The 19,005-nt window shown below is 64.5% G+C and carries 18 protein-coding genes; 11 read left to right on the forward strand and 7 right to left on the reverse strand.

The annotated features are described in order from the left end of the window. Nucleotides 1-59: 59 nt before the first annotated feature. The 7 genes from P73_RS00975 (at nt 60) to hslU (ending at nt 10,455) form a co-directional block, all read left to right on the forward strand. Nucleotides 60-1,100, forward strand: a complete 1,041-nt coding sequence (locus tag P73_RS00975) for an aminoglycoside phosphotransferase family protein (protein WP_043868071.1) — start codon at nt 60-62, stop codon at nt 1,098-1,100. Nucleotides 1,101-1,126: 26 nt separating this feature from the next. Then, nucleotides 1,127-1,750 carry a nucleotidyltransferase family protein gene (locus P73_RS00980; RefSeq protein WP_338032871.1) on the forward strand — a complete coding sequence of 208 codons (624 nt, stop codon included), beginning with the start codon at nt 1,127-1,129 and terminating at the stop codon, nt 1,748-1,750. Further along, nucleotides 1,750-4,728 carry a double-strand break repair protein AddB gene (gene addB, locus P73_RS00985; protein WP_043868073.1) on the forward strand — a complete coding sequence of 993 codons (2,979 nt, stop codon included), beginning with the start codon at nt 1,750-1,752 and terminating at the stop codon, nt 4,726-4,728. Before P73_RS00980 ends, addB begins: the two co-directional genes overlap by 1 nt. Continuing rightward, nucleotides 4,725-8,111, forward strand: a complete 3,387-nt coding sequence (gene addA, locus P73_RS00990) for a double-strand break repair helicase AddA (RefSeq protein ID WP_043868074.1) — start codon at nt 4,725-4,727, stop codon at nt 8,109-8,111. Before addB ends, addA begins: the two co-directional genes overlap by 4 nt. Before the next feature lie 56 nt (nt 8,112-8,167). Next, on the forward strand, nt 8,168-8,488 hold the full coding sequence (trxA, locus tag P73_RS00995) for a thioredoxin (RefSeq protein ID WP_043868075.1): 321 nt from the start codon (nt 8,168-8,170) through the stop codon (nt 8,486-8,488). Between the two features lie 108 nt (nt 8,489-8,596). Next, complete coding sequence (gene hslV, locus P73_RS01000) at nt 8,597-9,154, forward strand: ATP-dependent protease subunit HslV (protein WP_043871285.1); 558 nt, start codon at nt 8,597-8,599, stop codon at nt 9,152-9,154. Further along, nucleotides 9,151-10,455 carry an ATP-dependent protease ATPase subunit HslU gene (gene hslU, locus P73_RS01005; RefSeq protein ID WP_043868076.1) on the forward strand — a complete coding sequence of 435 codons (1,305 nt, stop codon included), beginning with the start codon at nt 9,151-9,153 and terminating at the stop codon, nt 10,453-10,455. Before hslV ends, hslU begins: the two co-directional genes overlap by 4 nt. A 24-nt stretch (nt 10,456-10,479) precedes the next feature. Here hslU and P73_RS01010 read toward each other — a convergent pair whose 3' ends face one another. The 3 genes from P73_RS01010 to P73_RS01020 are packed head-to-tail and all read right to left on the reverse strand — an operon-like array spanning nt 10,480 to nt 12,787. Next, nucleotides 10,480-11,085 (reverse strand): Smr/MutS family protein, encoded by a 606-nt coding sequence (locus P73_RS01010; RefSeq protein ID WP_043868077.1) that lies wholly within the window; start codon nt 11,083-11,085, stop codon nt 10,480-10,482. Then, nucleotides 11,082-12,119 carry a murein transglycosylase A gene (gene mltA / locus P73_RS01015; protein WP_043868078.1) on the reverse strand — a complete coding sequence of 346 codons (1,038 nt, stop codon included), beginning with the start codon at nt 12,117-12,119 and terminating at the stop codon, nt 11,082-11,084. The genes P73_RS01010 and mltA overlap by 4 nt, the downstream gene beginning before the upstream one ends. Then, nucleotides 12,119-12,787: a Tim44/TimA family putative adaptor protein gene (locus P73_RS01020; RefSeq protein WP_043868079.1), complete on the reverse strand. Its 669-nt coding sequence runs from the start codon at nt 12,785-12,787 to the stop codon at nt 12,119-12,121. The genes mltA and P73_RS01020 overlap by 1 nt, the downstream gene beginning before the upstream one ends. Before the next feature lie 107 nt (nt 12,788-12,894). Between P73_RS01020 and P73_RS01025 the strand changes: the two genes are divergently transcribed. Together P73_RS01025 and secB are read left to right on the forward strand one after the other, a co-directional pair. Then, complete coding sequence (locus tag P73_RS01025) at nt 12,895-13,398, forward strand: FxsA family protein (RefSeq protein ID WP_043868080.1); 504 nt, start codon at nt 12,895-12,897, stop codon at nt 13,396-13,398. Between the two features lie 57 nt (nt 13,399-13,455). Then, nucleotides 13,456-13,965 (forward strand): protein-export chaperone SecB, encoded by a 510-nt coding sequence (secB, locus tag P73_RS01030; protein WP_043868081.1) that lies wholly within the window; start codon nt 13,456-13,458, stop codon nt 13,963-13,965. Between the two features lie 3 nt (nt 13,966-13,968). Here the strand turns inward: secB and dnaQ are convergent, their stop codons facing one another. The 4 genes from dnaQ to P73_RS01050 are packed head-to-tail and all read right to left on the reverse strand — an operon-like array spanning nt 13,969 to nt 16,736. Continuing rightward, nucleotides 13,969-14,715 carry a DNA polymerase III subunit epsilon gene (gene dnaQ / locus P73_RS01035; protein WP_043868082.1) on the reverse strand — a complete coding sequence of 249 codons (747 nt, stop codon included), beginning with the start codon at nt 14,713-14,715 and terminating at the stop codon, nt 13,969-13,971. Then, nucleotides 14,708-15,307 (reverse strand): dephospho-CoA kinase, encoded by a 600-nt coding sequence (gene coaE, locus P73_RS01040; protein ID WP_043868083.1) that lies wholly within the window; start codon nt 15,305-15,307, stop codon nt 14,708-14,710. The genes dnaQ and coaE overlap by 8 nt, the downstream gene beginning before the upstream one ends. Continuing rightward, nucleotides 15,304-16,134 (reverse strand): shikimate dehydrogenase, encoded by an 831-nt coding sequence (locus tag P73_RS01045; RefSeq protein ID WP_043868084.1) that lies wholly within the window; start codon nt 16,132-16,134, stop codon nt 15,304-15,306. Before P73_RS01045 ends, coaE begins: the two co-directional genes overlap by 4 nt. Next, nucleotides 16,131-16,736, reverse strand: a complete 606-nt coding sequence (locus P73_RS01050; protein ID WP_043868085.1) for a Maf family protein — start codon at nt 16,734-16,736, stop codon at nt 16,131-16,133. Before P73_RS01050 ends, P73_RS01045 begins: the two co-directional genes overlap by 4 nt. A 396-nt stretch (nt 16,737-17,132) precedes the next feature. Here P73_RS01050 and hemJ point away from each other — a divergent pair, with 396 nt between their 5' ends. Together hemJ and rho are read left to right on the forward strand one after the other, a co-directional pair. Then, nucleotides 17,133-17,585, forward strand: a complete 453-nt coding sequence (gene hemJ, locus P73_RS01055; RefSeq protein WP_043868086.1) for a protoporphyrinogen oxidase HemJ — start codon at nt 17,133-17,135, stop codon at nt 17,583-17,585. 124 nt (nt 17,586-17,709) lie between these two features. Beyond that, entirely contained in the window at nt 17,710-18,978 is a 1,269-nt protein-coding gene (gene rho, locus P73_RS01060; RefSeq protein ID WP_043868087.1) for a transcription termination factor Rho, read from the forward strand. Nucleotides 18,979-19,005 lie beyond the last annotated feature (27 nt).

The following is a 19,005-nucleotide window of genomic DNA, read 5'->3' on the forward strand; positions in this document are numbered from 1 at the left end:
TGCCTAAAGTCGGGCGACATCACTCCCGCTCCGAAAGGCCCGTTCCCGTGACCATCCCCATGACGCCAGACAGACCCCCCATCGACCGGGCCGGCCTTCTCGAGGAGTTTCTGCACGCGGGGGACTGGGCAGGGGCGCAGGTCACCCCTCTTGCCGGCGATGCGTCACGCCGGCGCTATTTCCGACTCTCGCGGTCCGACGGCCGCGGGGCGATCCTGATGGATGCGCCTCCCGAAGCCGGCGAAGACGTGCGGCCCTTCCTCGCCGTCGGTGCCTACCTCCAGTCGCTCGGACTGTCCGCCCCGCGCATTTTCGAAACGGATGAAGAACGCGGCTTCCTGATCCTCGAGGATTTCGGCCAAACCCTCTTCGATCGTCTCTGCGCCCGGACTCCCGCATGCGAGCCTGAGCTCTACGATGCGGCGGTCGACGTGCTCCTGCGCCTCGCCGCCGCGCCCCCGCTGGCACACGCCGCGGATTACACCCCGCTGATGACAGACCTCGCGCTCTCCTCCTACCGCTGGTATGCCGCACCCGTCGTCGGCCATGACATGACGGAGGCAGCGGAAGCGGCCCGAGCGGTGCTCGCCCCGCTGATCGCGACGCTGGGACCGGGGCGGGTGACGATCCTGCGCGACTACCACGCGCAAAACCTGCTCTGGCTTCCCGAGCGCGACGGCGCGGCACGGGTCGGCCTGCTCGATTTCCAGGACGCGATGCTCGGCCATCCCGCCTATGACCTCATCTCCCTGACCACGGATGCCCGCCGCGACGTCTCCGGCACCATCCGCGAAAGGTGCATGGCGCGTTTCACCACCGCGCTCGGCCTCGACCCCGTCGAGTTCACGCGCGCCGCGGCGACCTGTTCGGTCCAGCGCAATCTGCGGATCCTCATGATCTTCTCCCGGATGTCCCTGCACTTCGGCAAACCGCATTACGTCGATCTCATTCCCCGTGTGTGGGCTCACCTCCAGCGCGACCTCGATCATCCCGATCTCGCTCCCCTCGCAAGACTGGTCCGCGCGCATCTGCCCGCGCCGGACACCCATGTTCTCCAAAGCCTCAAGGACCGATGCGGAACCATCCCGACTCTGCAATGATCTTCTGCGCCGGGCGCGGCACCCGAATGGGAGAGCTGACGCGCGATCTGCCGAAACCCATGATCGAGGTCGCCGGGCGCCCGCTCGTCGATCACGCTATCGCGCAGCTCGCCGGCGTCGGACGCCTCGTCGCCAATCTCCACTACTTCCCCGAGAAGCTCGCAACACATCTCGCCTCCGCGGGCGTGGAAACCGTGTTCGAGCCGGAGCTTCTCGAGACCGGCGGCGGCCTGAAGAACGCGCTCGACAGGTTCACGGGGGAGGCGGTCTTCACGATGAATACCGATGCGGTGTGGAAAGGCCCCCGCGCCGCGGAGGTGCTTGCCGCCGCCTGGGATCCGACCCGAATGGACGCGCTCCTGCTCACCGTGCCGCACGCGCACGCGCATGGCCACGCGGGGCCGGGCGACTTCGACATCGGTCCGGAGGGGCATCTGGTCCGCGGTCGCGAGACCATCTATACCGGCCTCCAGATCCTCAGGACCTCGACGCTCGACGACATCGCAGAGCGCTGTTTCTCGCTGAACACCGTCTGGGAGAGACTTTTGGAAACGAAGCGCATCTTCGGCGCGGTCTATCCGGGAGAGTGGTGCGATGTCGGCCATCCCGAAGGGATCGCCGTCGCGGAACGCGTGCTGAAGGACGCCTGATGTTCGAGCCTGGTGACGCCCCTCATCTCTTCGGCCTGCCCTGCGGTGTGGATTATCCGCGGGAGATCAAGCGCGGGCTGCTCGCGCGTCTCGCGCAGGCGGCACCCGAACAGCTCGCCCGCACGGAGATCTTCGTGAACACCTCACGGATGAAACGCGATATCCTGGCCGCATTCGATGACGGGACGACGCGCCTGCTGCCTCGGGTAAGGCTTCTGTCCGACCTCGGCTCCGGCCACGAGTTCATGGACCTGCCCCTGCCCGCAAACGGTCTTCATCGCCGGCTCGAGCTCGCCCAGCTCGTCGCACGGTTCCTCGAAAGCGAACCGCAATTCGCCACGCGTGCTTCGGTCTACGATCTTGCCGACAGCCTTGCACTCCTGCTGTCCGAGATGCAGGACGAGGGGGTCGCGCCGGAGACGATCCGCAACCTGAACGTGCCGAACGCCTCCGGCCACTGGGAAAAATCCCTTCGCTTCCTGTCGATCATCTTCAATTATTTCGATCCCTCTGCCGGGTTTGAACCCAGTGCGGAAGACCGTCTGCGCATGGTCGTCGACCGCCTGGAAACCCGATGGCGCAGCGCACCCCCGGATCATCCGATCCTCGTCGCCGGATCCACCGGGTCGCGCGGCACGACGGCGCGGTTCATGGATCTCGTCGCCAGCCTGCCGATGGGCGCGGTGATCCTGCCCGGCGTGGATTTCGACATGCCCACTGACGCATGGCGCCAGATCGCCGGGGATGGCACGGCAGACCGCCCCGCCATCGAACATCCGCAGGAAAGGACGGTGCGGATCGTCCGCCGTCTCGGCCTGGAACGCGGCGAGCTGCGAAACTGGTCGGGGGCTGTCGCGCCCGATGCGACCCGAAACCGGCTCGTCTCCCTCGCCCTGCGTCCCGCTCCGGTCACGCACCAGTGGATGAAGGAGGGGCCGGAGTTCGAAGGCGTGGCGGCGGCAACGGCGGCCGTCACCCTCCTCGAAGCGCCGGATCTGCGGCTCGAAAGCAATGCGGTCGCACTGATCCTGCGCAAGGCGGCGGAGGACGGCAGGCGCGCGGCCCTTGTGACGCCCGACCGCGATCTGGCGCGGCGGGTGACCGCGCTGCTCGACCGCTGGGGGATCGAACCGGACGACAGCGCCGGCATCCCGCTCAACCAGACCCCGCCGGGCCGTCTGCTGCGGCATGTCGTCGGCTTCATCGGCCGTGCGGTTTCTGCCGAAGATCTTCTCGTGCTGCTCAAGCATCCGCTGAGCGCGCGGGGGACGGCGGGGCAGGAGGGACGTGGCTTCCACCTTCTCTGGACCCGCGAACTCGAGGTGCACCTGCGTCGCAAGGGACCGGCCTTTCCCGCGCGCGACGACCTGCGGCAATGGGCGGAAACATCCGGGCGCGGCAAGGACGACGCGGTGGATCGCGGGATCTGGGCCGACTGGGTCGCCACGATCCTCGAAACGCTGGCCACCGGGCAGGAAACGGAGATCGCAGCACATGTGAGACAGCTTTCCGCCGTCGCCGGCCGGATTGTGAAGGGACCGCACGGCGAAGACGACCGCGAGCTCTGGGCACAGGGAGCCGGACGCGAAGCGCGCCGCATCCTCACCGATCTCGAACGCGCCTCCGGTCACGGAGGCCGGCTGACGACACAGGAATTCGCCGATCTCTTCCGGGCCGTGCTCGGTCGCGGTCTCGCGCGCGATCCCGAACCCAAACATCCCGGCGTGATGATCTGGGGCACGCTCGAGGCGCGGGCGCTGAACGCGGATCTCGTGATCGTGAGCGGGCTCAACGAAGGTGTCTGGCCGCAGGCCGCGGGCCAGGATCCATGGTTCAGCCGGGACATGCGACGGCAGGCCGGCCTGGTGTCGCCGGAGCAGGGGATCGGGCTCTCCGCCCACGATTTCCAGCAGGCAATCGGCGCACGCGAGGTGATCCTGACCCGCGCCAAACGGGATGCGGAGGCGGAAACCGTGGCCTCGCGCTGGCTCATCCGCCTGACGAACCTGATGGCCGGAATGTCAGAGGAGGGACGCCTGTCGCTGGCGGGGATGCGCGAGCGTGGCGCGCTCTGGCTGAGGCGCGCCGAAACGCTCGACATGCCGGAAACCCCCGTCGCACCCGCGCGGCGCCCGAGCCCCCGCCCCCCGGTCGCGGCCCGTCCGCGCCAGCTTTCCGTCACCCGGATCGAGACGCTGATCCGGGATCCCTACGCAATCTACGCGAGCCGCATCCTGCGCCTCGACAAACTCGACGCGCTGAGCCGCGATCCGGATGTACGTGAGCGCGGCACGGCGCTCCATGCCATCATGGAGGCCTATCTGACGACCCTGCGGGAAGAAACCTTCGAGGAGGGGCTCGCCCGCCTTCTTGCCACAGCCGAGCATGTGCTCGAGAAGGAAGTCGCCTGGCCCGCCGCCCGCCGTGTCTGGCTCGGGCGGATCCGGCGGATCGCGGGAGAACTGGTGCGCCGTGAGCGGGCAAGGCTCGAGACCGGGACACCCGAGAAACTGGAAGTTTCGGGCGCGATGCATTTTCCCGAGGTCGATTTCTCCCTCACCGGCAAGGCGGACCGGATCGACCGGAAGTCGGACGGAACCTTCGCGATCTACGATTACAAATCCGGTTCGCCGCCCAGCGAACAGCAGACGCGGGTGTTCGCCGTCCAGCTCCTGCTCGAAGCCGCAATGCTCGAGGCGGGGCGGTTCGAGGCGCTGCCCGAGGGGCGCGTGTCGGAAGTCTGTTATCTCGGCCTCGACACGCGTCTCAAGGAAACCGCGATCCCGCTCGAAACGGAGGATATCCGCCGGGTCACCGAGCAGTTGCGGGAGCTTGTGGGGAACTACGACGATCCGGCGCGGGGCTACAGTTCGCGCCGGATGATGGCAAGGGTGAACTATCCCGGCGATTTCGATCATCTGGCACGCTATGGCGAATGGTCGGAAGCGGACGATCCGGTGCCGGAGGATCTCGAATGACGATGGACGACGCGACCAGGCGGCAATTCATGGCCGCGCGGCCCGACATGTCGACATGGCTCTCGGCCAACGCGGGATCGGGCAAGACAAAGGTTCTGACAGACCGCGTGGCGCGGCTTCTGCTCGACGGCACGCACCCGCAGCACATCCTCTGCCTCACCTACACGAAAGCGGCAGCGGCGGAGATGCAGAACCGGCTTTTCGCGCGGCTCGGTGCATGGGCCATGCTGCCCGATGCCGATTTGCGGGCGGAACTCACCGCGCTCGCCCCCGACAAGACACTCGAACCGGAGACCTTGCGACATGCCCGCACGCTCTTCGCCCGTGCCATCGAGACACCCGGCGGGCTGAAGATCCAGACGATCCATTCGTTTTGCAGCGCCCTCCTGCGCCGCTTTCCGCTCGAGGCCGGCGTGTCGCCGCAATTCACCGAGCTCGACGAACGCCAGTCCCGCCGCATGATCTCCGACATTGTGGAGGAGCTGGCCCTCGGCCCGCAGCGCGAGGTGATCGACGCCGCGGCGCTTTATGTCAACGACCTCGATCTGACCGCGCTTGCCCTGTCGATTGTCGCCAGGCGCGACAGCTTCCTGCCGGCGAAGACGCCGGCGGAAATCTGGAACTGGTTCGATCTGCCCGAAGGCTATGACGAGGCGGGGCTGCTCTACGAGGTGTTTCTCGGCGGAGAGCGGGAGATGTTTTCAACCGTCGCCACGCTTCTCGACACCTCCGGCGCGACGGACCGGAAACTCGCCGCGCAGTTGCGCAACTGGGCCGGTTCCGCGCCCGATCTGGCGCTGGTCGCCGCCTGCTGCGAAACACTCCTGTTCAAGGAGGACTCGAAAACCGCGCCCCATGGCTCGAAATTCGGCGCGCGGCATGGCGGCGTGCCTGCCAAGGCCCTGCGAGAGGCGCATCCGGAGGTTTTGCGCCCGCTCGAGGAGTTCATGGCGCGGATCGAGGCGGTCCGGCCCCGCCTCTTCGATCTTCACGATGCGCAGCGCACGCACGCGCTCCACCGCCTCGCGCAGGCGATCCTCCCGCCCTATCTCGAGCGCAAGGCGCGGCTCGGGCTGCTCGACTTCGACGACATGATCCGCCGCGCCCGCGACCTCCTCTCGATCTCGAACGTGTCGGATTGGGTGCTCTACCGGCTTGACGGCGGCATCGACCATATTCTCGTCGACGAAGCGCAGGACACAAGCCCGGACCAGTGGCGTGTCGTACAGCTTCTCGCCGGTGAGTTCACCGCGGGGGAGGGCGCCCGGCCCGGCGTCACGCGCACGATCTTCGTCGTCGGCGACCACAAGCAGTCGATCTATTCCTTCCAGGGCGCGGCACCCGAGGCCTTCGACGAGATGAAGGCGCATTTCGGCGCACGGCTCGAGGCGGTCGGTCAGCCCTTGCAGGACCTGTCGCTCCGGCATTCCTTCCGCTCCTCCCGCGCCATTCTCCAGGCGACGGATGCGGTCTTTGCGGAAAGCGCCGGTGTCGGCGTCGGCGGCGCCACCGAGCATATCGCCTTTTTCGACGACATTCCGGGTCGCGTCGATCTGTGGTCCCTGATCGAGCCGGAGCCGACGGAGAAGGACCCTGAGGACTGGCAGAATCCGGTCGACATCGTCACCCCCGAACATCACTCCGCACGTCTCGCGAAAAGCGTCGCGGATTTCGTCGCGGACCTTCTGCAAAACGGTGCGATTCCGGATCGGGACGGCACCGGCCGGCCGATAGAGCCCGGCGACATCATGATCCTCGTGCGCAGCCGGTCGGAGCTTTTCGGGCGGATCCTGCGCAGTCTCAAGAGCCATCCGGCCCGGATTCCCGTAGCCGGCGCGGACCGCCTGACGCTGGGCGACGAGCTCGCCGTTAAGGACATTCGCGCGCTGCTCGCCTTCCTCTCGCTTCAGGACGACGACCTGGCGCTTGCCGAGGTTCTCCGCTCCCCGCTGTTCAACTGGTCGGAGCGCGATCTCTACCGCCTCGCCCATGGCCGCACGACGATCACACTCTGGCGCGCCCTCTACGAGCGACGTGCCGAATGGCCGGAGACCTATGCGGTGCTCGACGATCTCCGGCAGGTCTCCGATTTTCTGCGGCCCTACGACCTGATCGAGCGCATGCTCATCCGCCATGACGGCCGGCGCAAGCTCCTCGCCAGGCTCGGCAATGAGGCGGAGGACGGCATCGACGCGCTGCTGTATCAGGCGCGCAGCTACGAGACCACGGAAACGCCAAGCCTCACCGGCTTCATCGCCTGGCTCGAGGCGCAGGAGGTGCAGCTCAAGCGGGTTCTGGACGAGAACTCGAACCTCGTGCGGGTGATGACTGCGCACGGCTCGAAGGGACTCGAGGCACCGATCGTCATCCTTCCCGATACGCTGAAATCCCTGCGCGAGACGCGCGAGCAATTCGTCGAGATGGACGCCGGACGCCTCGTTTGGAAAGGGCAGAAGGAACAGCGTTCCGACCGGCTGAAACAGAGCCTGAGCCGGATCAGGGAGGCCGATCTCGAAGAAGACCGGCGGCTTCTCTACGTCGCGATGACGCGGGCGGAGAAATGGCTCGTGGTCTGCGGCGCGGGTGAGGACAAGCGGGAGCCGGATAGCTGGTACAATCTCGTGCGGCGCGGGCTTGAAACCCTTCCGGCCGAGCGCACCGATTTCGGAGGGACGGAGGGTCTCCGGTTTTCCTATGGCGACTGGCCGGACCCGAGGCCCGTCGCCGCCACCGCGGCCGCCCGTCCCGAAACGCTTCCGGACTGGGCGCGCCGTCCCGCTCCCTTGCCGCCGGTGGCGGAGCTTCCGCTCACGCCCTCCGATCTCGGCGGCGCAAAGGCGCTGCCAGGGGAGGAGGGGCTGCTTGACAAGGACAGCGCCATGCGGCGCGGCCGACAGCTTCACCGGCTGATCGAACTGCTTCCCGGTGTACCGCCGGAGAAGATGGAGGAGGTCGCCCGCTTCGTCCTCGACACCGGCGAGGATGGCGTTCTCGAGGAGGAGCTTCCCGCCCTTCTCGACGAGGCGCAGCGGGTGATTTCCGGCCACTATCCCTGGGAGGTCTTCGGTTCGAAATCGCTGGCCGAGGTGCCTTTCAGCGGACGGCTCGGGGGTCGCATCATTCACGGGATCATCGACCGACTGATCGTGACACCCGATTGCGTGCAGATCGTCGATTACAAGTCCAACACGGTGATCCCGGAAAGGGTCGAGGACATCCCGGAGGGGCTCCTGCGTCAGCTCGGGGCCTATGCGGCAGCGGTCGCGGAGATCTATCCCGGCCGCCGGATCGAGACCGCGATCCTCTGGACCAGAACGGCGACGCTCTGTCCCGTGCCTTCCGATATCGTGAGGGCCGCCTTGCAATCCACCGCCACATCTTGACCCTCGGACGGTCACGCCATAGGTTTTCCCCCAAGTTCAGACATCAGGAGAACCCCATGGCTACCGTGAAAGTGTCCGACGATACATTCGCCGACGAAGTGCTCAACTCCGACATCCCCGTGGTCGTCGATTTCTGGGCCGAATGGTGCGGCCCGTGCAAGCAGATCGGCCCATCGCTCGAGGAGCTGGCGGACGAATACGACGGCAAGGTCAAGATCGTGAAGGTGAACGTGGACGAAAACCCCAATTCGCCTGCTCAATTCGGAGTGCGGTCCATTCCCGCGCTCTTCATGTTCAAGGGCGGCGAAGTCGTCTCCAACAAGATCGGCGCAGCGCCCAAGGCGGCGCTTGCGAACTGGATCGCCGAAGAAGCGTAAGATCGTCAAAACCCAATGAATTCGGGCGCCCTCGGGCGCCCTTTTTCGTGAGCGAACTTGCAGCCCCAGAGGCCGTGCCTCATATAGAGGCGAACGAAAGGAATGTTCATGGCGAAAGAAGAATTCCCCGGCTGGCATGGCACCACGATCATCGGCGTGCGACGCGGCGGCGAGGTCGTGGTCGCGGGCGACGGACAGGTGAGTCTCGGCCAGACCGTGATCAAGGGCACCGCGCGAAAGGTGCGGCGGCTGTCGCCGGGCGGGCACGACGTGGTCTGCGGTTTCGCGGGCTCGACGGCGGACGCCTTCACGCTTCTCGAACGGCTCGAGGCAAAGCTGGAGGCGACGCCCGGCCAGCTTGCCCGCGCCTGTGTCGAGCTGGCAAAGGACTGGCGCACCGACAAGTATCTTTCGAAGCTCGAGGCCATGCTGATCGTCACCGATGGCGACACGCTTCTCGTCGTGACGGGGGCGGGCGACGTGCTCGAACCCGAGCATGATATCGCGGCGATCGGATCGGGCGGAAATTTCGCCCTCGCCGCCGCGCGGGGCCTCATGGAAACGGAACACGACGCGGAAACCGTCGCGCGCAAGGCGATGGCCATCGCCTCCGACATTTGCGTCTATACCAACGGCAACCTGACGGTCGAGAAGATTTCCAAATGACTGATCTCACTCCCCGCGAAATCGTGTCCGAACTGGACCGCTACATCATCGGCCAGAAGGACGCCAAGCGCGCGGTCGCGGTCGCACTGCGCAACCGCTGGAGGCGCAAGCAGCTATCGGACGATCTCCGCGACGAGGTCTATCCGAAGAACATCCTCATGATCGGCCCGACCGGCGTCGGCAAGACGGAGATCTCCCGCCGCCTCGCGAAACTCGCGCGGGCGCCCTTCGTGAAGGTCGAAGCGACGAAATTCACCGAGGTCGGCTATGTCGGCCGCGACGTGGAACAAATCGTGCGCGATCTCGTGGACACGGCAATTTCGCAGACCCGCGACTACATGCGCGACGAGGTGAAGGCGCGCGCCCAGGGTGCCGCCGAGGAACGGGTGATCGAGGCCATCGCCGGCCGCGATGCGCGCGAGCAGACGCGCGAGATGTTCCGCAGAAAGCTCCGCGCGGGCGAACTCGACGGCACGGTGATCGAACTCGAGATCCAGGAAAGCGCCTCGCCGATGGGCATGTTCGAGGTGCCGGGGCAGCCGCAGATGGGCGGGATGATGAATCTCGGCGATATCTTCGGCAAGGCGTTCGGCGGCCGGACGGTCAAGAAGAAGATGACGGTCGCGGAAAGCTATGACGTCCTGATCGGCGAGGAGGCCGACAAGCTGCTCGACGACGAAACGGTGAACCGCACCGCGCTCACCGCGGTGCAAGAAAACGGCATCGTGTTCATCGACGAGATCGACAAGGTCTGCGCACGGCAGGAGGCCCGCGGCGGCGACGTCTCCCGCGAAGGCGTGCAGCGCGACCTGCTGCCGCTGATCGAAGGCACCACCGTCTCGACGAAATACGGGCCGGTGAAAACCGACCACATCCTGTTCATCGCCTCGGGCGCCTTCCATATCGCGAAGCCGTCCGATCTTTTGCCGGAACTCCAGGGCCGCCTGCCGATCCGTGTCGAACTGCGCGCGCTCGAAGAGGGCGACTTCGTCCGGATCCTGACGGAAACCGACAATGCGCTGACCCGGCAATATACCGCGCTGATGAAGACGGAAGAGGTCGAGGTGGATTTCACCGAGGACGGGATCGCCGCCATCGCGAAGCTCGCCGCCGACGTGAACACCTCCATCGAGAATATCGGCGCCCGCCGCCTCTACACGATCATGGAACGGGTGTTCGAGGAACTGTCCTTCGCCGCGCCCGACACACCCGGCGAAAAGATCACGGTGGATGCGGCCTATGTCCATGCCCATGTCGACGAGATGGCGAAAGCCACGGACGTCAGCCGCTACATGCTCTGAACGGTTTCACGTGAAACTGCGCCGTCACTTCCGGCGGCGCAGATAGACGTAATACGCCCCTGCGCCACCGTGTTTCAGATGCGCCTCGGTCACCTGAAGCACGGCTTCGCGCAGGGGCGAGCTGTGCAGCCAATGCGGCACCTGGTGTTTCAGCACCCCTTTGCGCACGGGGATCGGGCCTTCGTCGTCGCGATGCTTGCCCTTGCCGGTGATCACGAGCACGAGCCGCCGGTCCATCGCCCAGGATTTCAGGATGAAGCCGGTGAGCGCGGGATGGGCCTGCGCCAGGGTCATGCCATGCAGGTCGATCCGCGCTTCGGGCGCGAGCTTGCCCTTGCGCATCTTGCCGAACTGCTTGCGGTCCATCCGGAGCGGCGCGGCCGAGAGGCGATCGGAGAGGGAAGGGACGAGATCATGAGCCTCTGAGCGTGTCGGAGAGGACTTGCCGATCTCCAAGTCGAAACGCTCGACAGGCTGCCTGTTCGGTGCGCCCTTTTCCTCAGGGGGCGGCGCTTTGACGGCAAGAGGATCCATGCGCGTCGGGCGCAGCGGCCGCGCCGTCTGACGTACCCTGTCCCAGAGATCGCGATCCTCGTCGGAAAGCCCCTTCTTCCTCCCGCGGCGGCTCATCCCTCCGCGCGCTCCACGAGCGCATAGGCAAGCTGGATGGGCAGGAAAACGAGCATCCGTCCGGGGTCGCGCACCTGTCCTGCCGCATCGCCCGCGGCATCCCCCGTGCCGTAGAAGATATCCGCCCTCTGCGCGCCCTTGATCGCGGAGCCGGTGTCCTGCGCGATCATCAGCCGGCGCATCGGTGCCTTGCCCTCCTTTTCGATCCAGACCGGGGCTCCGAGCGGGACGAAGGACGGATCGACCGCAATGGACCGCAGCGTGGTGATAGAGCGGTGCATGGCGCCGATCGGCCCCTTGTCGGAGGCGAGACGCGGCAATTCGCGGAAGAAGACATAGGACTGGTTGACGTTCAGCAGCTCCAGACCGTCGCCGGGATTGCGGCGCACCCAGTTGCGGATGACCTTTGCGGAGACCTGATGCGCGTCATAGATCCCACGCCGGATCAGCTCCTGCCCGATGGAGCGGTATTCGTAGCCGTTATGGCCGGCATAGCCGATGCGGATGGTCGAGCCATCCGCAAGCCGGATGCGGCCGGAGCCCTGCACCTGGAGAAAGAACAGATCCACCGGATCGTCCACCCAGGCGATCTCGAGATCGCGCCCGTCGAGCGCGCCTTCGGTGATATCCCTGCGTGTAAGATAGGGCGTGCCGGAGACGATGTCGGACGGCAGGCGGTAGACCGGATAGCGGAAACGTTCGTCCCGTTGCCGCGCGCCCGCAATCTCCGGCTCGAAATAGCCGGTGAAGAGCATCGGCGCCCCGTCCTCGATCAGGACCGGACGAAAGAAGAGCTCGAAGAAGGCACGTGCATCCGGGACCTGCTGCGCCAGCGCGCAAAGTTGCGGCCATTCGCGCCCCTTGATGAGATCGCAGGTCTGGGAAAAGACCGAAAGAGCCGCGGCATGATCGTCCGCGGCCCATCCGGCCAGATCGGAAAAGGCAAGAACCTTCACGGTGGCGTCCTCAGAGGCAGCCTGCGCACCGGAGGCGAGACAGCCCGCCAGCAAGGCGACAGCGAGCCGCGCGCGCATCACGCACCGGTGGCGACGAGCTGCCAGTTCGGGTCGTTCGTCCCGACCATGCGGGCGAAGGTCCAGATATCCTTCTGGCGCTTGATCTCGTTGGGATCTCCCTCGACGATCGCCCCGTCGGAATTGCGCACGACCGAGGTCGTCTCCCCAACGAAACGAACCTTGATCTCCGCCTCATCGCTCGCGCGGTCGAAATCGGCGTCGATGATCTGGATCTCCCGCATGCCGATGAACTGGCTGTCGATGGTCAGACCCGCCTCCTGACGCTGGGCGACGACCTCCGCGAAAGCGTCGTAGACATCGTCGGACAGGAAATCGCGCACACTGTCGAGATTGTCATGTTCGAAGGCCATGAGGATCATTTCATAGGCACCCCGTGCGCCCGACAGAAATTCGGTCACTGAAAAACCCGGTTCGACGCGTTTGATCGCCGCGAGGTTCTCCGCGGCGCGGGTGCCCGGTTCGACATTGTCGATGATGTCGTGATCGGCGCCGCCCTCGATCACCTCGAAGTCGCGCCGCGCCCGGTTCGGCTCCGGCACCTGGTCTGACACCTCCACCCGCGGCTTCTCGAATCCTTCACGGGTTCCGAGAACGCTGCGCAGGCGCAGGATCAGAAAAATGGCGATCCCGGCAAGGACCAGAATGGAAAGAAGGGAATTACCCATCGGCGCTTCGTCTCCGTGGAACGTGGCAAAAGCTGTTTCGCGTTCTTATGTAGGTGACCGTGGTCGCCAAGTCTACCAGCGCGGCCGTAAAGAAAACAGGAGATCCCATGTGGCTTTTCGCACTCTTCGTCGCGGTTCCGATCATCGAGATCGCGCTGTTCATACAGGTGGGCGGGCTGATCGGGTTGTGGCCGACGCTCGCGATCGTGATCGTGACGGCGTTTCTCGGAACCTGGCTCGTGCGACAACAGGGCGCGCTCGCGCTCTCGCAACTGCGCCGGTCGCTCAATGAACTGAACGATCCGAGCGAACCGCTCGCCCATGGCGCGATGATCCTGTTCTCGGGTGCGCTCCTTCTGACACCGGGGTTCTTCACCGACAGCCTCGGGTTTCTCCTTCTTGTCCCGGCCTTTCGCAATCTCGTCCTGCGCGAGCTGCGCAAGCGGGTGACGGTCGAGCGCTTCACCGTCGGAGGAGCCAGCGCACAGTATCGGCGTTCCGGTCCGTTCCCGGACGAGGCACAGGGGTCCAGCACCATCGAGGGCGAATGGGAAGAGGTCGATCCACAGCGGCCCGAAAATCCCGGCCAGTCAGGCTGGACTCGCCATTGAGACGCTGCGGGCGGTCTGATACAAAGCCACGACTTCCAAATTTCAAGGACAGAACAGATGGCCGAAAACGGCGAAACCCAGACCCCGCCCGACGCCACGGCACAGCCCGCGCCGGTGAAGATGCAGACTCTCGGCCAGTTCATCCGGGACATGTCTTTCGAAAACATCCTCGCCCAGAAGGGGCTCAAGGTCGAAGGACGCCCGAACATCTCCGTCCAGGTCGCGCTCGACGCGAAGAAGCGCGACGACGCGAACCAGTTCGAGGTCGGCACGCGGGTGAAGGTGGAAAGCAAGACCGAGAGCGGGGATCAGACGATCTTCATCCTCGAACTGGACTATGTCGGTGTCTTCCATATCGAGAACGTGCCCGACGAACAGATGCACCCCTTCCTGATGATCGAATGCCCCCGGATGCTGTTCCCGTTCCTGCGCCGGGTCGTGCATGACATCACCCGCGACGGCGGTTTCCCGCCGCTCAACCTCGACAATATCGACTGGGTCCAGCTCTACCGTCAGGATCTGCTGCGCCGCGCCGAGGCGCAAAAGGCGACGGCAACCACGAACTGAGGCTCACGCTTCCGAATATTTCTTCCAGATTGCGCCGTCGCCCAAGGTCTCCACAAAAGCCGCATGGGCGGCGGCTTCTTCTTCCGTGATCCTTGGCGGCAGCGGTGCCGGCCGGCGTGTCGGCCGCCAGTTTTCAGCCGAAGCCGCGCTCGTGCCCGACGTGCCGCTTTTCACCGGCGCCAACACAAGATCGGGCTGCCGCCCGCCGATCAGCTCGAGATAGACCTCCGCGAGAATTTCGGAATCGAGCAGCGCCCCGTGCAAGGTGCGCGCGGAATTGTCGATGTTGAACCGCCGGCAAAGCGCATCCAGCGTCGCCGGCGATCCGGGAAATTTCTGCCGTGCCATGGCGAGCGTATCGACCGCGCGGACGAAGGGAATCTCTGGCAGGCCGATCCATTTCAATTCGGCATTGAGGAATTTCATGTCGAAGCTCGCGTTGTGGATGACGAGTTTCGAATCCGTGCCGATGAAATCGAGAAAGGCCTGTCCGACCGCCTTGAAGAAGGGCTTGTCCTTCAGGATCACCTCCCCCTCCCTCGGCGGGCGTGGATTTTGCAGCAGGTCGCAACCGATACCATGCACGCCGAAGGCCTCGTCCGGCATGAATCGGTCGGGATGGATATATTGGTGATAGGTCCGCCCCGTCGGCATGTGGTTCACCAGCTCGATCGCCCCGATCTCGACGAGGCGGTCGCCGCTGAACGGGTCGAAGCCGGTGGTTTCCGTATCGAGGACGATCTCACGCATCTTGCAATCTGCTCCTGATTTGTGAGAGCACATCCTGCACCTGTGCGTGCGCGGCTTCAAGAGACGAGGTCGTGATCACGAAATCCGCGCGCGCGCGCTTTTCCTCATCCGGCATCTGCCGTGCGAGAATGGCTTCGAACCGGGCGTCGGTCATGCCGGGACGGGCGAGCACGCGGGACCGCTGTGTCGCGGCATCCACGGACACGACCACGACAGCATCGACCGCTTTTTCTCCCCCGGTTTCGAACAGGAGCGGGATGTCCACCAGCACGACGGGTACCTCGGCGCGGGCGATGAACGCCCGCCGATCCGCGGCGACGAGCGGATGCACGATCTTCTCGATCTCCGCCAGGATACCGGGATCCGCGGCGATCAATTCCTTGAGACGCTCTTTCGACACCGTGTCCCGCTCAATCGCATCAGCAAAGCGCGCCGCGATCGGCGCCACGGCCGCACCCCCCGCATCATAAAGACGGGCCACCGCCGCATCCGCATCCCAGACCGGCACACCTTCGTCGGCAAAGAACTGCGCCGTGGTGCTCTTGCCCATTCCGATGGAGCCGGTCAGGCCTATGACGAAGGGCCGGGTCATACGCTCAGGATATGGTTGCGCGTCGCATCATCGACCGCCGGGCGCGTTCCGAACCACCGTTCGAACCCCGGCACGGCCTGGTGCAGCAACATGCCGAGCCCGTCCACCGTCTGACAGCCGACCTCCGCCGCCCGTTCCAGAAAAGCGGTGCGCAGCGGCGTATAGACGATGTCGGTCACCACCGCCTTCGCGCTCAGCCGCGCGAGCGACACGTTCAGTTCCGGCTGACCCACCATGCCGAGGGAGGTTGTGTTCACCACCGTGCGCGCGCCCTCCATCATGTCGCCGGCGTTGATCCATTCCGACACGGAGATCCGCGTCCCGAATTCCGCGCGGAGCACGTCCGAACGCGCACGCGTGCGGTTGGCGAGCCGGATCTCGGGCACGCCGACCTCGAGAAGCGAGGCGATCACGGCCCGCGCCGCACCACCCGCGCCGAGCACCACCGCGGGCCCCGCCTTCGGATCCCACTCGGCGCCGCTGCGCAGGTTTTCCACGAACCCGTACCCGTCCGTGTTGTCCGCATGGAGCTTGCCGTCCGGCCGGAAGATCAACGTGTTCGCCGCCCCGATCAGCGCCGCGCGGTCGGTCACGATATCGGCGAGGCCGAGGACGGATTCCTTGTGCGGGATCGTCACGTTCGCGCCGACGAAACCGAGCTTCGGCAGCATCCTGAGCGCTTCCGCGAGATCCGCCTGCGCGATCTCGAGCGGAACGTAATACCCGTCGATGCCGTAGCGCTTCAGCCAGTATCCGTGCAGCTTCGGCGACTTGCTGTGCCCCACCGGCGCACCGATCACGCCTGCCAAAGGAATTTTCCCACTCATGATGCTATCACCCCCCTCAGCGACAGATATGCCAGAAGCGGAAGCAGGGGCAAACCCAGGACCGTGAAGTAGTCGCCGTCGATGCGCGAAAACAGGCGCACGCCCTCTTCCTCGAGCTTGTAGCACCCGACTGCATCCCGGACACTGTCCCAGTTCCGCGCGAGATAGGCGTCGAGATAGGCATCGGATACATCGTTCATTTCGAGCCGGGCCTCCCCGACGTGGCGCCATTTCGGCTCCCCGTTCTCATAGAGGACAACCGCGGAAAGGAGCTTGTGGCGCTCGCCCCGCATCCGCGACAGAAGCGCGCGGGCTTCCTCCGGGCTCTCCGCCTTCGACACCAGCTCCCCCTCGAAGGAAAGCACCTGATCGCAGCCGATCACCATCGCCTCCGGCCTCTTCAAGGAGACCTTGCGCGCCTTGCCCTCCGCAAGCGCGTCCGCGACCTCCCGCGGGCGCGCACCCTCGCCCAGAAGGGCACTCCTGACGCTCTCTTCGTCGATCCTAGCGACGCTCACCTCGAAGGGCACGCCCGCATTACGCAGGAGCTGCTGACGGATCTGCGAACCGGAAGCGAGGACAAGAACGGGCCGGCTGTTCATGGTGCTGTTGAAAACTCCTGTGTGTTTCCGTTGATCTCCGGAGGGTGAACCGCACACCCCCTCCCGCCTTGGGATAACAGAGCGCTCCCACGGAAATCACCTGCCCTTTGTCCTCCGGGGAAAAGAAACCCGGACTGTGACGGGAAAGTACGCTTCTCCCGCGACACAGGGCGTCCGTCAACAGGTTCACCGGCGAGATGAAGATAATAAATTCATGTTTTTAAAGGGGAAAAATATATCATCCCCAAATGTGGACGAGATTCTTTCCAACTATCCACGCGGGAAAAGATCGTGGATAAGGCATTAATCCCCAGTTTCCACAGTCCCTACAAATACATCATCTTTTCTTTTCTTTTTTATCTTTTATGAAGGGGTCCAGTAACGACGAGGGCTCCGATGGGCAATTTCCTGGCCGACGCATATCTTTGGACGAAATCTTTCCATGTGATCTCGATCGTCGCCTGGATGGCCGGGATCTTCTACCTCCCCCGCCTCTTCGTCCGGCACACGGAAAGCGTCGAAAAAGGCAGCGAAACCGACCTCCTGTTTCAGGACATGGAAAGGAAGCTGCTGAAACTCATCATGAATCCGGCGCTGATCTCCACCTGGATCTTCGGCCTCTGCCTTGTCTTCACGCCTGGCGTGGTCGACTGGAGCGCCGGCTGGAGCTGGATCAAGGCCGCTTCCGTGATCGCGATGACCTGGTTTCACATGTGGCTCGCCCTGCGCCGCAAGGATTTCGTGGAAGGGAAAAACACCCGCACCGGCCGCCAATATCGCATGATGAACGAATTTCCGACGCTTCTCCTGATCGTCATCGTGATCATGATTATCGCTAAACCTTTCTGAGAAAGATTGACTCCGGGAGCTACCGCTCCTATCTAGGCGCAAATCCCCGCCGTCCGGCCAGAGGGATTCTCCAGCGACATTTCACAGCCCGACCGCCTATCTCGCCGGTCACCACGGATTTTCCATGACAGATGCCCTGAACCTTGCCGACCTGAAAGCCCAAAGCCCCAAGGCACTTCTCGCCATGGCCGAGGATCTCGAAATCGAAAACGCCTCGACCATGCGCAAGGGCGAGATGATGTTCCAGATCCTCCGCGAACGCGCGGATGAAGGCTGGGAGATCTCTGGCGACGGGGTGCTCGAGGTCCTCCAGGACGGGTTCGGCTTCCTGCGCTCTCCCGAGGCGAACTATCTTCCCGGTCCCGACGACATCTATGTCTCGCCCGATGTGATCCGCCAGTACGGGCTGCGCACCGGAGATACCGTCGAGGGCGTGATGCACGCGCCGGGCGACAACGAGCGTTATTTCGCGATCACCAAGGTGACGCAGATCAACTTCGAGGAACCGGAGAAGGCGCGTCACAAGATCGCCTTCGACAACCTGACGCCGCTCTACCCGAACGAGCGCCTGAAAATGGAGATCGAGGACCCGACGATCAAGGACCGCTCGGCCCGGATCATCGACCTCGTCGCGCCGATCGGGAAGGGTCAGAGGTCGCTCATCGTCGCACCGCCGCGCACCGGCAAAACGGTTCTGCTCCAGAATATCGCGCATTCGATCGAGAAAAATCATCCCGAGTGCTATCTCATCGTCCTGTTGATCGACGAACGACCCGAAGAGGTGACCGACATGCAGCGTTCGGTGAAGGGGGAGGTTGTCTCCTCCACCTTCGATGAGCCGGCGCAGCGTCACGTTGCCGTGTCCGAAATGGTGATCGAAAAGGCGAAGCGCCTGGTCGAGCACAAGCGCGACGTCGTCATCCTGCTCGACTCTATCACGCGCCTCGGGCGCGCCTTCAACACGGTCGTGCCTTCTTCCGGGAAGGTCCTGACCGGCGGCGTCGATGCCAACGCGCTCCAGCGTCCGAAGCGATTCTTCGGTGCGGCCAGGAACGTCGAGGAAGGCGGCTCGCTCACCATCATCGCGACCGCGCTGATCGACACCGGCTCCCGGATGGACGAGGTGATCTTCGAAGAATTCAAGGGCACGGGCAACTCCGAGATCGTGCTCGATCGCAAGGTCGCGGACAAACGTGTCTTCCCGGCGATGGACATTCTTAAGTCCGGGACGCGGAAGGAGGATCTCCTTGTCGATCCGAAGGACCTCCAGAAAACCTATGTCCTGCGCCGCATCCTCAACCCGATGGGCACGACGGATGCGATCGAGTTCTTGATCTCCAAGCTGAAACAGACGAAAACGAACGCCGAGTTCTTCGACTCGATGAACGCCTGATTTTCACATTATCAATAGGTTAAACCT

The sequence above is a fragment of the Celeribacter indicus genome, from assembly GCF_000819565.1.
Lineage (GTDB): Bacteria > Pseudomonadota > Alphaproteobacteria > Rhodobacterales > Rhodobacteraceae > Celeribacter > Celeribacter indicus.